Origin of the sequence: Agrobacterium sp. NPDC058088, from assembly GCF_042885035.1 — a bacterium.
GTDB lineage: Bacteria > Pseudomonadota > Alphaproteobacteria > Rhizobiales > Rhizobiaceae > Agrobacterium.
In genome coordinates this window covers 188,368-201,527 of record NZ_JBHVSU010000007.1, presented here as the reverse complement: position 1 = coordinate 201,527, position 13,160 = coordinate 188,368, and the positions used below count along the sequence as shown (strand labels likewise).

The following is a 13,160-nucleotide window of genomic DNA, read 5'->3' as shown; positions in this document are numbered from 1 at the left end:
AACGGACGCCGCTGCGACGTCATTGGCGAACATATCAAGACCCGGACGCCCACTCCCTGTTCAGCACCGCGTAGATGAACTCGTCACCCCATACGCCGTCGAACCGGTCGTTCTCGATCAGATGCGCTTCCTTGCGCATGCCCAAACGTTCAACGACGCCGATTGATCCACGGTTAAACGCATCAAGACGCGCAAAAATGCGGTGATAACCAAGCGCCCTGAAACCAAAGCTTATCATCGCCCTCACTGCTTCCGTGGCGTAACCTTTTCCGGAAAACGCCGGGTTGAAGATGTATCCGACTTCAGCCTGCAAGGCACCGGCGCTGGCAATTTTGAGGAGCACCTCGCCAACAAGCGCCGCATCCTCGTCTCGGAAGACGGCAAGTCGCAGGGTATCGCCGTCTTTTTCAAACGCAGCCGCAAGCACGCCTGAGAACTGCGCTTCCAGCACTTCGGCCGATGGGGGCGAGGCGTACAGGAAGCGATAGACGTCGCTGCGCGTGTGATACGCGGCGTAGGCGGCGAAATCGTCGGGCTGGAAACGGCGAAGGGTTAGCCGCCCGGTCTGGATGGGTAGAGAGGTCTCAGGAAACATTCATCAGGCCTTTTCAACGATCCCGGACATCTGGTGGCGCGACATGTGAACCGCAAGTCATCAAACCTCGATCGGAAAGGAAAAACCGGCTTTTACCCGGTCCATGACGACCATGGTCTTGAAGCCTTTGATATCGTGGTTCTCATAAAAGAACCGGCGGGTGAAAGCCTCGTAGTCCTCCATGTCCTTGGCGGTAATGACCAGAATGAAATCCGCGTCGCCCGTGACGTAATAACCGATCATCACCTCGCGGGTCGCGCGGATGGCCGCCTTGAAGCGGTCGACAATGTCGGCGCGCTCGCGCTCGAGTGAAACGAGTACGATCATGGTAATGCCTCGCCCCACCGCCTTCGGCGAGACGATGGCGACATCTGCTTCAATGACGCCTTCTTCACGCAGGCGTTTGAGGCGCCGTTGGCACGCGGTTGGCGAGAGGTTGACGATCTTCGCCAACTCCTCCGAGGTCAGTCGGTTGTTCTTCTGAACGGCCTCGAGCAACGCCCGGTCGGCTCTATCGATATCGGTCATGCACAATTCCTGCGTGGTTACCCCATAAAGAGCACGATTCCTGCATGAAAGCGTAAGGAAACGCCGCCGATCGATCATGCCCTGCCGGTAAGCTTCCCGCAATGGAAAAGGAGCCTGCCCATGAAAGCCATCGCCGGCGTTGCGCTTAAAAGCCTGAAAAGGCCTGACCTCGTTGAGCATCGCGCATTGCTGGATGGGCAATGGATAGAACGGCGGGAAACGCTTCTCGTCACCGATCCGGCAAATGGCGAGCCTCTGCTCGATGTTTGCGCGTGCACCGAAGATGACGTTGACGTTGCCGTGGAAGCTGCTGGCAGGGCGTTTGTGACGTGGCGGGACATGCTGCCGGTCGAACGCGGTGACATTCTACGGACGTGGGGCGGGCTGATGCGCGACAACGCCCGCGATCTAGCGACCATTATCAGCGCCGAACAGGGAAAGCCGCTATCTGAATCGCTCGGCGAAATTTCCTACGCCGCCGCCTTTCTCGACTGGTTTGCGAGCGAAGGTGAGAGATCCTACGGCGAAACAATTCCAAGCCACCTCAAAGGCGGTAATCTTTCCGTGCGGATGCAGCCGATCGGTGTGACGGTGGCCATCACCCCCTGGAACTTTCCCTCGGCGATGATCGCTCGCAAGGCGGGCGCTGCCCTTGCTGCCGGCTGCACGATGATTGTCAAACCGGCGCCTGAAACACCGCTTTCGGCACTGGCCCTGGCGAAGCTCGCGCAGGAGGCGGGCATGCCGGCCGGCGTATTGCAGGTTTTGCCGGGAGAAGCCGCGCCACTTGCGCGCCGCCTGCTGGAGCACACGGAGGTAAGGGCGTTTTCCTTCACCGGGTCGACTGAAGTGGGACGGCTTCTCCTCACGCAATCGGCAGCGACTATCAAGAAAGCTTCGCTGGAACTTGGCGGCCACGCACCCTTCATCGTCTTCGCTGATGCGGACTTGCCCCAGACCGTGACGGGCTGCCTCGCCGCCAAATTCGCCACATCGGGACAGGACTGCCTTGCGGCAAATCGCATCTATGTTCAACGCGGGCTTTATGACCGCTTCATTGAACGGTTTGCCGACGCGACCTCCCGACTGACCGTTGGCCACGGCCTTGAACCGGGCATCGACATCGGGCCGATGACACGGCCGTCCGTCGCCGAAAAGTGCCGTCAGCAGATCGCGCAGGCGCTGTCTGCCGGCGCACGCCTCGTCTGCGGCGGGCAGGACAGCCCGCTCGGCGGCAATTTCGTCACCCCCACCGTGCTCGCCGATGTGACGGACGACATGCTGATTTCGCGCGAAGAAACATTCGGGCCGGTCGCCGCCATCTTGCCCTTCGATGATGAGCGGGAGGTGGTTCGCCGCGCCAATGCCACGGAGATGGGGCTTGCGGCCTATGTCTACACCAACGATCTCGGCCGGGCGATGCGACTGACCGACCAGCTGGAATACGGCATGGTTGCCGTCAACACACCTAAATTTACCGGCGCGCCGATCCCCTTCGGCGGCTGGAAACAATCCGGCCTAGGTCGCGAGGGCTCGCGTCACGGCCTAATGGAATATCTCGAACCCAAATATGTCTGCTTCGGCAATCTGGCTGCCTGAAAGGAACCCGCCTATGACCATCGACATCAAAAACATCGCGGAAATGGATCGAAATGCGGTTCTGCATCCCTTCACGCAGCTGAAGGACTTCGCCAGCGGCAAGCTCGGGGAGCCGACCATCGTTGAAACCGGTAAGGGCATCCGCATTCAGGACGCGCACGGTAATCAGTTGATCGATGGCTTTGCCGGGCTTTATTGCGTCAATGTCGGCTACGGTCGCACCGAGGTGGCGGAAGCCATTTCCCGTCAGGCCTATCGGCTCGCCTACTATCACTCCTACGCCGCCCACACGACAGACGAATTGGCGATGCTCTCTGACCGGCTGGTGAAGATGGCACCCGGCAAGATGAGCAAGGTGTTTTACGGCATGTCGGGCTCGGACGCCAACGAGACCCAGGCCAAGCTCGTTTGGTATTACAACAATCTGCGAGGCAAGCCGCAGAAGAAGAAGATCATTTCCCGTGAGCGGGGATATCACGGCTGCAGCGTGGTTTCCGGCTCCATGACCGGCATGAGCTTTTATCATGACCACATGGACCTGCCGCGCGCTGGCGTGCTGCACACTGGCGTACCGCACCATTATTGGGGCGCGGAAACCGGTGAAACAGAGCTGGAATTCTCAAAACGGCGCGCTGACGAACTGGAGGCGCTCATTCTAAGCGAAGGCCCCGACACAATCGGCGCCTTTATTGCCGAACCGGTGCTCGGCACGGGCGGCATCACGCCGCCGCCAGAAGGCTACTGGTCGGCGATACAGGACGTTCTCAAAAAATATGATGTCCTGTTGATAGCCGATGAGGTCATCACCGGCTTTGGCCGCACGGGCTCGATGTTCGGTTGCCAGCATTATGGCATCGAACCGGACCTCATCACCGTCGCCAAGGGTCTGACCTCAGCCTATTTCCCGCTCTCAGGTGCCATCGTGGGGGAAAAAGTCTACAAGGTCATGGAAGAAGGTGCTGACCGCGTCGGCGCCTTCTCCCACGGCTATACCTATTCCGGCCACCCGATCGGCGCGGCGGCTGCAAACGCCGTGCTCGACATTGTGGAAAAGGAAGATCTGCCCGGCAACGCGCGCGCCGTCGGCAACTATTTCCAGGAACAGTTGAAGGCGAAGTTCGCCCAACTTCCAATCGTCGGCGAAGTACGAGGCGTGGGTCTGATGGGCGCCATCGAATTCGTGGCGGACCGGGAAAAGAAGACGCGATTTTCCCCGGGTCTTGCGGTTGGCGCACGCGTTTCGAAGGCGGCACGCAACGGGGGACTTATTGCGCGTGCCATGCCACATGGCGATATTCTGGGCTTTGCACCGCCGCTCGTCACAACGAAGGCGGAGGTGGACGAGATCATCGCCATCGCCGAATCCGCCGTCCGCAGCGTTATGGACGATTTGGTGAGGGCGGGAGAAAAAATCTGACGCAGCATCGGCGTCGAACAACCGCAACTGCTGCTCATTCCGACGGCAACTGCGCCTCTTTGCAGCGCAGTTGCCGTCTGCGCTGCATAAGGCTTCATCTTTTCACCAAACCGTGCATAATGTCATGAAATAATCTTCGTCTAAAACGAGACAATTTCATGCGCCGTCAAGCCAATCCGATGAACTCCGATCCGGTTTCCGCAACCAAACCGGTGGCGTGGCGCCCGTCGCTCACCAAGCAGAAAGGCGAAACCAAACATTCGGCACTGACAGAGCGCATCATCGCCGATATCGACGCCGGCGTTCTGAAGCCGATGGACCGCATGCCGACCCACCGCGATCTGGCCCGCGAACTCGGACTGTCTGTCCAGACCGTCAGCCTGTCCTACAAGGAGGCTGAACGGCTGGGTTATCTCAGTGGCGAGATCGGCCGAGGCACCTTCGTGAAGACACGGGTCACGGACCGCGCGGGCCGTATGATGCTCGACCACAGTCCGACCGAGATACTTGATCTCTCCATTATCAGGGGCGTCTATCTCGACGAGCATGAAAACGCTTCACGCGCCATTCTGCGGGAGATGGCAGACGGCGACAATTCCGGCTTCATGCGCCCATGCCGCCCTGTCGCAGGCCTCGAGAGCCACCGGGAAACCGCGCGCACCTGGCTTGGAATGATGGGTGTTAGCGCAGGGGCGGAACGTATCCTCGTCACCAATGGCGCAGCTCACGGTATTTTCCTCGCTCTGAGCTGCATCATTCGCTCGAACGACGTGGTTCTCTGCGAAAACCTGACGGACCATGGCATTATCGGCCTGTCGAACATCCTCGGCTTCAGCCTCAAGGGCCTGCCCACGGATGACGAGGGCATATTGCCGGATGCGCTTGAAGCTGCCTGCGCAGCCGGAGGCGTGCGAGCGCTGGTACTTATTCCGACCTTGAACAATCCCACTGGACATGTGTCGGGCGCGGCGCGACGGCAGGCGATCGCCGCGATCGCTGAACGTTATGGCATCTTCGTCATTGAAGACGAAGTCTATCGGCCGATCATCGAAGATGATCTGCCATCCATCACTGAAATGCTGCCTGATCTGGGCTTTTTCGTCACCAGCTTTACCAAGACGGTCCTGACCGGGCTGCGCGTCGGTTATCTCGTCGTGCCGCCGGCCTACTCCATCCGCGCCGCCTCTATCCTGCGTGTATCGAGCTGGAGCGGAACCTATCTCACGGCCGAAATCGCCACGCGCTGGGTCGAAAACGGCACTGCCTTGCGGCTGCTGGATGTGCAGCGCGCAGAAGCGAGGGCGCGGCAGAAAATTGCCGTGGATATCTTAGGTCAGCATATCGCTTCGACCCATCCCCTTTCTTTCTGCGCCTGGCTGAAAGTCCCGACGCGCTGGACGGAGGACGGCCTGGTGCGCGCGCTGACGACCCAGAATGTCGCGGTGACGCCATCGGAACCCTTCATCGCCGGTCCCGGCCATGGCGGCGGCATCCGCATTTGCCTCGGCGGCCGCCTCAATCATGCAACCCTCATCAAAGCTTTGACCACGGTGCGGCAGACCTTCGAACAACTGCCGCCCGTCTACGATATCGGTTCGATCGGCTGAGGCTGTCGATCGAAAATCATTGAATCATTACAATATAATAATTGACATGATTTTACTTCGCTCACAACATGACAATCATGAAGAGCGAAAACCTGTCCATATCGGTGTACAAGAACCCGCTGCCAGTCTCACTGGAAGCGATAGAGCAGGCTGCGGTGCGGCTTGAGGGAAGGATTGAGCGAACACCGTTGGTTCGCTCGGACAATCTTTCGAAACGCGTTGGATATCCCGTTCATCTGAAGCTTGAAACCCTTCAGCCTATCGGCGCCTTCAAGCTGCGCGGCGCTATGAACGCCATTCTCTCTCTTGACGACGAGAAGCGCCAGCGGGGCCTCGTCACCGCCTCCACCGGCAATCATGGCCGGGCGGTGGCCTATGCGGCAGAGAAACTGGGTATTCCTGCCACGATCTGCATGTCGTCGCTGGTGCCGGCAAACAAGGTGGAAGCGATCCGGGCGCTGGGCGCAGAGATCCGGATCGTGGGCAGGTCGCAGGATGACGCGCAGGAGGAAGTGGAGCGGCTGACCAAAAGCGGCGGGCTCACCGCTATCCCGCCGTTCGATCATGCCGACGTCGTGGCTGGCCAGGGCACGATTGCCCTCGAAGTCATTGAAGACATGCCAGACCTCAAGACAATTCTCATTCCTCTCTCGGGCGGCGGTCTCGCGGGCGGTATCGCCGTCGCGGTGAAAGCGCTAAACCCAAGCGCGCGGGTCATCGGCATTTCCATGGAGCGAGGTGCGGCCATGCATGCGTCGGTCAAAGCCGGCCGGCCCGTCTCGGTCCGTGAGGAAGAAACGCTGGCAGATTCGCTCGGCGGCGGGATCGGACTGGCAAACCGCGTGACATTTTCCCTTTGCCAGCAACTCCTCGATGAGATCGTGCTGGTTTCCGAAGATGAAATCGCGAACGGTATCCGTCATGCGGCACGCGAAGAGGGGCTGATAGTTGAAGGCGCTGGCGCCGTTGGTTTTGCGGCAATTCTCTCCGGCAAGGTCAACATCAGCGGCCCGACCGCCATCATCGTATCGGGCGGAAACATCGACCGAGCAATCCACAAGAGTATCGTCGACGGAGGCGTCGCATGAGCCGTATTACCATTCTCACGGAGAAAGACCTGCGCGCCGTCGTGAAGCTCGACCTTTCCGCGGTCGACTGTGTCGAGCAGGGCTTTGCCGCCCTTGCAACGCAAGCTGTTGCCATGCCGCCGATCATGCGGCTCGATATTCCCGAATTTCACGGCGAAGTGGATGTGAAAACTGCCTATGTACCGGGCTTCGACGGCTTTGCCATCAAGGTCAGTCCTGGCTTCTTCGACAATCCGAAGCTTGGTCTGCCAAGCCTCAACGGTCTCATGATCCTTTTCAGCGCAAAGACGGGACTGGTAGAGGCCCTGCATCTCGACAACGGTTACCTAACCGACGTGCGCACCGCTGCGGCCGGTGCAGTCGCGGCGCGGCATCTGGCGCGAAAGGACGCGTCCGTCGCGACGATTTTCGGGGCGGGCATGCAGGCGCGCCTGCAGCTCGAGGCCCTGATGCTGGTGCGCCCAATCAGATCTGCGCGGATCTGGGCACGAAACCATGACAAGGCTGAGAAACTCGCTAGCGATTTTGCGAGCGAGCACGGCATCGAAGTTTCCGCCGTGGCTGATCCACAGGCAGCGGTGCGAAACGCTGACATCATCGTCACCACGACACCGGCCGAAAAGCCAATCCTGCAAGCCGACTGGCTGCAACAAGGCCAGCATCTGACCGCAATGGGATCGGATGCCGAACACAAGAACGAGATCGATCCGGCCGTATTTGCCGGAGCGCGCTATGTCGCGGACCGGCTGTCGCAGACCCGCATTCTCGGGGAGCTGCATCACGCCATTGCCGCCGGTCGCATTGCGGCAGATCAGTCTTTCGCCGAGCTTGGGGACGTGATTGCAGGCAAGGCGCAGGGCCGTCTGTCGGCCAACGACATCACCTTTGCCGATCTGACCGGCACCGGCGTGCAGGACACAGCCATCGCCAATCTCGCCTTTGCCCGCGCTAAAGACGTGGGCAGCGGCCAAGTCATCGAAAACAGCGTAAAAATGGGAGACGCAGCGTGAGTGTAACGCTGAACTTTACGCGCGAGGAATATGCCGCGCGCCTGGCTAAAACCCGTAAAGCCATGGAAAGTGCCGGTATCGACCTGCTTGTCGTCACCGACCCGTCCAACATGCATTGGCTGACGGGTTATGACGGCTGGTCCTTTTACGTCCACCAATGCGTGCTGGTGCCGCCGGATGGCGAGCCGATCTGGTATGGCCGCAAGCAGGATGCCAATGGCGCCAAGCGCACGGCTTACCTGGCACATGACAATATCATCGGTTACCCCGATCACTATGTTCAATCGACCGAACGGCACCCGATGGATCTGTTGTCGCAGATCATCGAGGAACGGGGCTGGTCCGGCCTCACGGTCGGTGTCGAGATGGACAACTATTATTTCTCGGCAGCAGCCTTTGCATCGCTGCACAAACATCTGCCAAATGCGCGCTTCAAGGACGCCGCCGGTCTCGTAAACTGGCAACGCGCGGTGAAAAGCCCGACCGAGCTCGACTATATGCGCAAGGCCGGCAAGATCGTCGAACTGATGCACAAGCGTATTGTCGACGTTGTTGAGCCGGGCATGCGCAAATGCGATCTCGTGGCCGAAATATACGATGCCGGCATTCGTGGCACCGCCGAATTCGGCGGCGACTATCCTGCGATCGTGCCGCTCCTTCCTTCCGGTGCCGACGCCTCCGCGCCGCATCTGACATGGGACGACAAGCCAATGCGCTCGGGCGAAGGCACCTTCTTCGAAATCGCCGGTGCTTACAGGCGTTATCATTGCCCGCTGTCGCGCACGGTCTTTCTCGGCAAGCCGACACAAGCATTCCTTGACGCGGAAAAAGCAACGCTCGAGGGCATGGAAGCCGGTCTTTCCGCAGCCAAGCCGGGCAATACCTGCGAGGACATCGCCAATGCCTTTTTTGCCGTGTTGAAAAAATACGGGATCATCAAGGACAACCGCACCGGCTATCCGATCGGTCTTTCCTATCCGCCTGATTGGGGCGAGCGCACCATGAGCCTCCGGCCCGGCGACTGCACGGAGCTGAAGCCAGGCATGACGTTCCATTTCATGACCGGCCTCTGGTTGGAAGACATGGGGCTCGAGATCACCGAAAGCATCGCCATCACCGAAACGGGTGTCGAATGCCTGTCCAACGTGCCGCGGCAACTCTTCGTGAAAGGCTGAGGTGATGTTGACGACTGCGCTTCGCCCCTCCCCGATCATGCCCTCCGTCGATTTCGACGCCAAGGGCGTGCAACACGGTCATTTGCGGCTGCCCTACAGCCGCGATGACAGTGCCTGGGGCTCGGTGATGATCCCGATCTGCGTTATCGCCAATGGTGAGGGGCCGACCGCCCTTTTGACCGGCGCCAATCACGGCGATGAATATGAGGGGCCAGCAGCGCTTTTCGAACTCGCCCAGACGCTCGATTCGGCCGAAGTCAAAGGCCGCATCATCATTGTTCCAGCGCTCAACTACCCGGCCTTTCGTGCGGGGACGCGCACCTCGCCCATCGACCGGGGAAACCTCAACCGCAGCTTTCCCGGCCGACCTGACGGCACCGTGACGGAGAAGATCGCCGATTACGTCACCCGTCATTTGATACCGCTTGCGGATATCGTTCTCGATTTCCATTCCGGCGGGAGGACGCTTGATTTCCTGCCCTATGCAGCGGCTCACGAGTTGCCCGACAAGACGCAGGAGGCCCGGTGTTTTGATGCCGTGGCCGCTTTTGCCGCCCCTTATTCGATGAAGATGCTGGAAATCGACGCCGTCGGCATGCTGGACACGACCGTCGAGGAAATGGGCAAGGTCTTTGTCACCACCGAACTCGGCGGGGCCGGCACGGCGAGCGCCAAATCGGTCGATATCGCCCGGAAAGGCATCGTCAATCTGCTGCGCCATGCGAGTATATTGGCCGGTTCGCCCGTTTCCGCACCAAGCCGCTGGCTGGATATGCCCTCCAGTGATTGCTTCACTTTTGCTGAAGACGACGGTCTCGTTGTCTTCGTTCGCGATCTGGGAGACGCGGTCACGGCAGGTGAAACAATTGCCCGGGTTTACCCTATAGGCAAAACCGGCCTCGCGCCTGTCGATTACCGCGCCTCCATCAGTGGCGTGCTCGCTGCACGCCACGTGCCTGGCCTCATCAAGGCCGGAGACTGCCTTTCCGTCATCGCCACGGTCACGGAGAACACCTAGCCAGAAGAAACACCGTGAGATCCGAAAACGGACCACGCAACCCAACCAGAGGAGTTAGAACATGCGTATGACAAAACTTGCCGGCCTTTCCGCCCTCGCCCTCACCATCGGCGTGACATCAGCCAGCGCGCTGACCGTCGAGGAAGTCAAAAGCCAGGGCTACGTTCGCGCCGCCACGGCCAATGAGGTGCCCTATTCCTACATGCAGCCGGATGGAACCTCCGCCGGCATCGGCCCGGATGTGGCCAATGCGGTTCTGAAATCGATGGGCATCGAAGAGGTCAACTGGACGGTGACGCCATTTGGCACGCTGATCCCCGGCCTCAAGGCCCGTCGCTTTGATTTTGCCGCCGCCGAACAGAATATCTCGCCCGAGCGCTGCAAACAGGTGGCCTTCACCGAGCCGAACTCGTCCTATGGCGAAGGCCTGCTGGTGAAGAAGGGTAATCCGAAAAAGCTCACCACCTATGCCGACATCGCCAAGGACCCTTCGTTGAAGGTGGCCGTCGTGTCGGGTGCGAACAATGTCGACTTCCTGCGCGCCGTTGGCGTCAAGGAAGAACAGATCGTCTTCATCCCAGCCAATGCCGATGCCATCCCAACCGTTCAGAGCCGCGCCGACGCCTATGCGGCCACGGAGTTGACGGTTTCTGAACTCGCCAAGGGTCAGGCGAACGTCGAGCAGGTGAAGCCTTTCACCGATCCGGTCGTGAAGGGTGCGCCGGTGCGAAACTATGGCGGTTTCGCTTTCCGCCCGGAGGACAAAGAGCTGCGCGACGCCTTCAACGCCGCCCTCGTCGAATTCCGCAAGACGGATGACTACAAGAAAATCCTCGCCAAATACGGCCTCTCCGAACAGAGCATCGCGGCAGCGGCCGAAAAGAAGGTCGCCGATCTCTGCGCCGGCAAATAATGCCAGCCGGCGCCCGGGCATAACCGGGCGCCGTTCCTCAGGAATTCGGGAAAACTCCAGATGGACATGACTGCCTATCTGCCGATGTTGTGGCAAGGCGCCGTCGTCACGATGACGATTACGGTGGCAGCCCTTGTTGTCGGCACGGTACTCGCCTTCTTCTTCGGCATTCTGCGCGTCGAGGGCGGACCCATTCTGTCGGCAATCGCGCTCTGTTATACGGAAGTGTTCCGCGGCACTTCGCTGCTGGTGCAGCTATTCTGGTTCTATTATGCCCTGCCCCTGGTCGGGTTGAGCTTTGATCCGGTAACGACGGGGGTGCTGGTGCTTGCCGCCCACGCCGGCGGTTACGGCGCGGAAATCGTTCGCGGCGCGCTGTCCTCCGTCTCGGTGCAGCAGCTGGAAGCCGCACGCGCGCTGAACTTCACGCGGATGCAGACGCTGTTTCGCATCTCGCTGCCGCAGGCGGTCGTGGAAATGATGCCAGCCTTCGGTAATCTCGCCATCGAAACGCTGAAGCTTTCGTCGCTCGTCTCGCTGATCTCGATTGCCGACCTCACCTTCGCGGCGCAGTCGATCCGCAACCTCACGCTCGATAGCGCCAGCATCTATTCGGTCACGCTGCTTTGTTACTTCGCGATGTCGTTGATCCTGATGGTCCTCATCCGGGTGATCGAACGCTTCGTGCGGCGCGGCAATGTCTTCCCACGCACGCGTCATTCGTAAGGATATCTTCTCATGATGTATGGTTACGAATGGGACACCACTACCTGGCTCACCTACACGACCTCCATCCTGCCCATCATTCTGATTGGGCTTACGGTAACACTGAAGGCGGCCACCGCCGGTTTTGCCATTGCGCTGGTGCTAGGTCTCGTTTTCGCCCTTCTGCGCCGCAGCCGGGTGAAGATGATCGCCTGGCCGACCGCGCTTGTTGTCGAATTCCTGCGGGATACGCCGCTTCTGGTGCAGCTGTTCTTTCTTTACTACGTGCTTCCGGATTTCGGCATCGTCCTGCCCGCGTTTCTGACCGGCGCGCTGGCGCTTGGGCTGCAATATGCGGCTTACACTTCCGAGGTCTATCGCGGCGGCATTGAGGCGGTGCATCACGGGCAATGGGAGGCAGCGACGGCGCTTAATCTCACGCACATGCAGACCTACAGGGACATCATCATCCCGCAGGCCATTCCGCGCATCGTTCCGGCCATGGGCAATTATCTCGTCGCCATGATCAAGGAGACGCCGGTGCTTTCAGTCGTCACGGTTCTTGAAATGATGGGGCTTGCCAACATGATCGGCGAACGCACCTTCGAATATCTGGTGCCGCTGACGCTTGTCGGCCTGATCTTCCTCCTTCTGACCATAATCTGCTCGGCAGGCCTCAGCCGCCTGCAAAGGGCGCTTCCAAAAGCAGGAATACCCTTGCGATGACCAACAACACCAATCAGCCACTGATCGAATTTTCCGATGTCACGAAACGCTTCGGCATCCTGACGGTGCTCGACCAATTCAATTTCAACGTCGCGAAGGGTGAAAAAGTCACCCTCATCGGTCCTTCCGGCTCCGGCAAATCAACGGTTCTGCGCATTCTGATGACGCTGGAGCCATTCCAGGAGGGAAAGCTGACCCTTTCGGACATGTCCTACCACGAGCCGGGAGGCAAAGGACCTTTCAAGGCCTCGGAAAAACATCTACGCCAGATCAGGAACCACGTCGGCATGGTTTTCCAGAGCTTCAATCTCTTCCCTCATATGACCGTGCTGCGCAACATCGTGGAAGCGCCGGTACGGGTTCTGGGCATCAGCCGGGGAGAGGCGGAATCGCGCGCAATCGAATTGCTGAAGATGGTCGGGCTGGCGGATAAAAAGGATCATTATCCGGTGCAGCTTTCCGGTGGCCAACAGCAGCGTGTCGCCATTGCCCGCTCGCTTGCGATGCGTCCGCGTGTTCTGCTTTTTGACGAGCCCACTTCGGCGCTGGACCCGCAACTGGTTGGCGAGGTGCTTTCCGTCATCCGCGACCTGGCGCATGAGCACGACCTGACCATGCTCCTCGTTACTCACGAAATGCGGTTTGCCCGCGAAGTCTCTGATCGCGTCTGCTTCTTCGACAAGGGCCGTATCTGCGAACAGGGAAAGCCGGACGAGATTTTCGGCCAGCCTAAGGAAGAACGGACGCGCGAGTTTCTGTCATCTGTTTTACGGTGAGTT

General features: G+C 59.6%; 13 protein-coding genes. 11 read left to right on the top strand and 2 right to left on the bottom strand.

Going from position 1 to position 13,160, the window contains the following annotated elements:
* Nucleotides 1–34 precede the first annotated feature (34 nt).
* On the bottom strand, nucleotides 35–595 hold the full coding sequence (locus tag ACFVTJ_RS18810) for a GNAT family N-acetyltransferase (protein ID WP_386909973.1): 561 nt from the start codon (nucleotides 593–595) through the stop codon (nucleotides 35–37).
* A 60-nt stretch (nucleotides 596–655) separates the two neighbouring features.
* Nucleotides 656–1,123: an Lrp/AsnC family transcriptional regulator gene (locus tag ACFVTJ_RS18805; RefSeq protein ID WP_386909971.1), complete on the bottom strand. Its 468-nt coding sequence runs from the start codon at nucleotides 1,121–1,123 to the stop codon at nucleotides 656–658.
* Nucleotides 1,124–1,243: 120 nt separating this feature from the next.
* On the opposite strand from ACFVTJ_RS18805, the gene ACFVTJ_RS18800 reads away from it, so the two are divergent.
* The 11 genes from ACFVTJ_RS18800 (at nucleotide 1,244) to ehuA (ending at nucleotide 13,157) form a co-directional block, all read left to right on the top strand.
* A complete protein-coding gene (locus ACFVTJ_RS18800; protein ID WP_386909969.1) occupies nucleotides 1,244–2,722 on the top strand; it encodes an NAD-dependent succinate-semialdehyde dehydrogenase in 1,479 nt (492 codons plus the stop codon).
* A gap of 13 nt (nucleotides 2,723–2,735) precedes the next feature.
* Nucleotides 2,736–4,139: an aspartate aminotransferase family protein gene (locus ACFVTJ_RS18795; protein WP_386909967.1), complete on the top strand. Its 1,404-nt coding sequence runs from the start codon at nucleotides 2,736–2,738 to the stop codon at nucleotides 4,137–4,139.
* A 158-nt stretch (nucleotides 4,140–4,297) separates the two neighbouring features.
* Nucleotides 4,298–5,746, top strand: a complete 1,449-nt coding sequence (locus tag ACFVTJ_RS18790) for a PLP-dependent aminotransferase family protein (RefSeq protein ID WP_386909965.1) — start codon at nucleotides 4,298–4,300, stop codon at nucleotides 5,744–5,746.
* A gap of 68 nt (nucleotides 5,747–5,814) precedes the next feature.
* A complete protein-coding gene (gene eutB / locus ACFVTJ_RS18785; protein ID WP_386909963.1) occupies nucleotides 5,815–6,834 on the top strand; it encodes a hydroxyectoine utilization dehydratase EutB in 1,020 nt (339 codons plus the stop codon).
* Entirely contained in the window at nucleotides 6,831–7,844 is a 1,014-nt protein-coding gene (gene eutC, locus ACFVTJ_RS18780; RefSeq protein WP_386909961.1) for an ectoine utilization protein EutC, read from the top strand. The genes eutB and eutC overlap by 4 nt, the downstream gene beginning before the upstream one ends.
* Nucleotides 7,841–9,019: an ectoine hydrolase DoeA gene (gene doeA / locus ACFVTJ_RS18775; RefSeq protein ID WP_386909959.1), complete on the top strand. Its 1,179-nt coding sequence runs from the start codon at nucleotides 7,841–7,843 to the stop codon at nucleotides 9,017–9,019. Before eutC ends, doeA begins: the two co-directional genes overlap by 4 nt.
* Before the next feature lie 4 nt (nucleotides 9,020–9,023).
* Entirely contained in the window at nucleotides 9,024–10,037 is a 1,014-nt protein-coding gene (gene doeB, locus ACFVTJ_RS18770; RefSeq protein WP_386909957.1) for a N(2)-acetyl-L-2,4-diaminobutanoate deacetylase DoeB, read from the top strand.
* 61 nt (nucleotides 10,038–10,098) lie between these two features.
* Complete coding sequence (gene ehuB / locus ACFVTJ_RS18765) at nucleotides 10,099–10,950, top strand: ectoine/hydroxyectoine ABC transporter substrate-binding protein EhuB (RefSeq protein WP_386909955.1); 852 nt, start codon at nucleotides 10,099–10,101, stop codon at nucleotides 10,948–10,950.
* Between the two features lie 60 nt (nucleotides 10,951–11,010).
* Nucleotides 11,011–11,676, top strand: coding sequence for an ectoine/hydroxyectoine ABC transporter permease subunit EhuC (ehuC, locus tag ACFVTJ_RS18760; protein ID WP_386909953.1), 666 nt, complete (start codon nucleotides 11,011–11,013; stop codon nucleotides 11,674–11,676).
* Between the two features lie 12 nt (nucleotides 11,677–11,688).
* Entirely contained in the window at nucleotides 11,689–12,381 is a 693-nt protein-coding gene (gene ehuD, locus ACFVTJ_RS18755) for an ectoine/hydroxyectoine ABC transporter permease subunit EhuD (RefSeq protein WP_386909951.1), read from the top strand.
* Complete coding sequence (gene ehuA, locus ACFVTJ_RS18750; RefSeq protein ID WP_386909949.1) at nucleotides 12,378–13,157, top strand: ectoine/hydroxyectoine ABC transporter ATP-binding protein EhuA; 780 nt, start codon at nucleotides 12,378–12,380, stop codon at nucleotides 13,155–13,157. The genes ehuD and ehuA overlap by 4 nt, the downstream gene beginning before the upstream one ends.
* Nucleotides 13,158–13,160: the final 3 nt, after the last annotated feature.

What these genes read in the sequence shown, in the direction of transcription:
- ACFVTJ_RS18810 (WP_386909973.1), bottom strand. Translation starts at nt 595, where the DNA reads ATGTTTCCTGAGACCTCTCTACCCATCCAGACCGGGCGGCTAACCCTT.
- ACFVTJ_RS18805 (WP_386909971.1), bottom strand. Translation starts at nt 1,123, where the DNA reads ATGACCGATATCGATAGAGCCGACCGGGCGTTGCTCGAGGCCGTTCAG.
- ACFVTJ_RS18800 (WP_386909969.1), top strand. Translation starts at nt 1,244, where the DNA reads ATGAAAGCCATCGCCGGCGTTGCGCTTAAAAGCCTGAAAAGGCCTGAC.
- ACFVTJ_RS18795 (WP_386909967.1), top strand. Translation starts at nt 2,736, where the DNA reads ATGACCATCGACATCAAAAACATCGCGGAAATGGATCGAAATGCGGTT.
- ACFVTJ_RS18790 (WP_386909965.1), top strand. Translation starts at nt 4,298, where the DNA reads ATGCGCCGTCAAGCCAATCCGATGAACTCCGATCCGGTTTCCGCAACC.
- eutB (WP_386909963.1), top strand. Translation starts at nt 5,815, where the DNA reads ATGACAATCATGAAGAGCGAAAACCTGTCCATATCGGTGTACAAGAAC.
- eutC (WP_386909961.1), top strand. Translation starts at nt 6,831, where the DNA reads ATGAGCCGTATTACCATTCTCACGGAGAAAGACCTGCGCGCCGTCGTG.
- doeB (WP_386909957.1), top strand. Translation starts at nt 9,024, where the DNA reads ATGTTGACGACTGCGCTTCGCCCCTCCCCGATCATGCCCTCCGTCGAT.
- ehuB (WP_386909955.1), top strand. Translation starts at nt 10,099, where the DNA reads ATGCGTATGACAAAACTTGCCGGCCTTTCCGCCCTCGCCCTCACCATC.
- ehuC (WP_386909953.1), top strand. Translation starts at nt 11,011, where the DNA reads ATGGACATGACTGCCTATCTGCCGATGTTGTGGCAAGGCGCCGTCGTC.
- ehuD (WP_386909951.1), top strand. Translation starts at nt 11,689, where the DNA reads ATGATGTATGGTTACGAATGGGACACCACTACCTGGCTCACCTACACG.
- ehuA (WP_386909949.1), top strand. Translation starts at nt 12,378, where the DNA reads ATGACCAACAACACCAATCAGCCACTGATCGAATTTTCCGATGTCACG.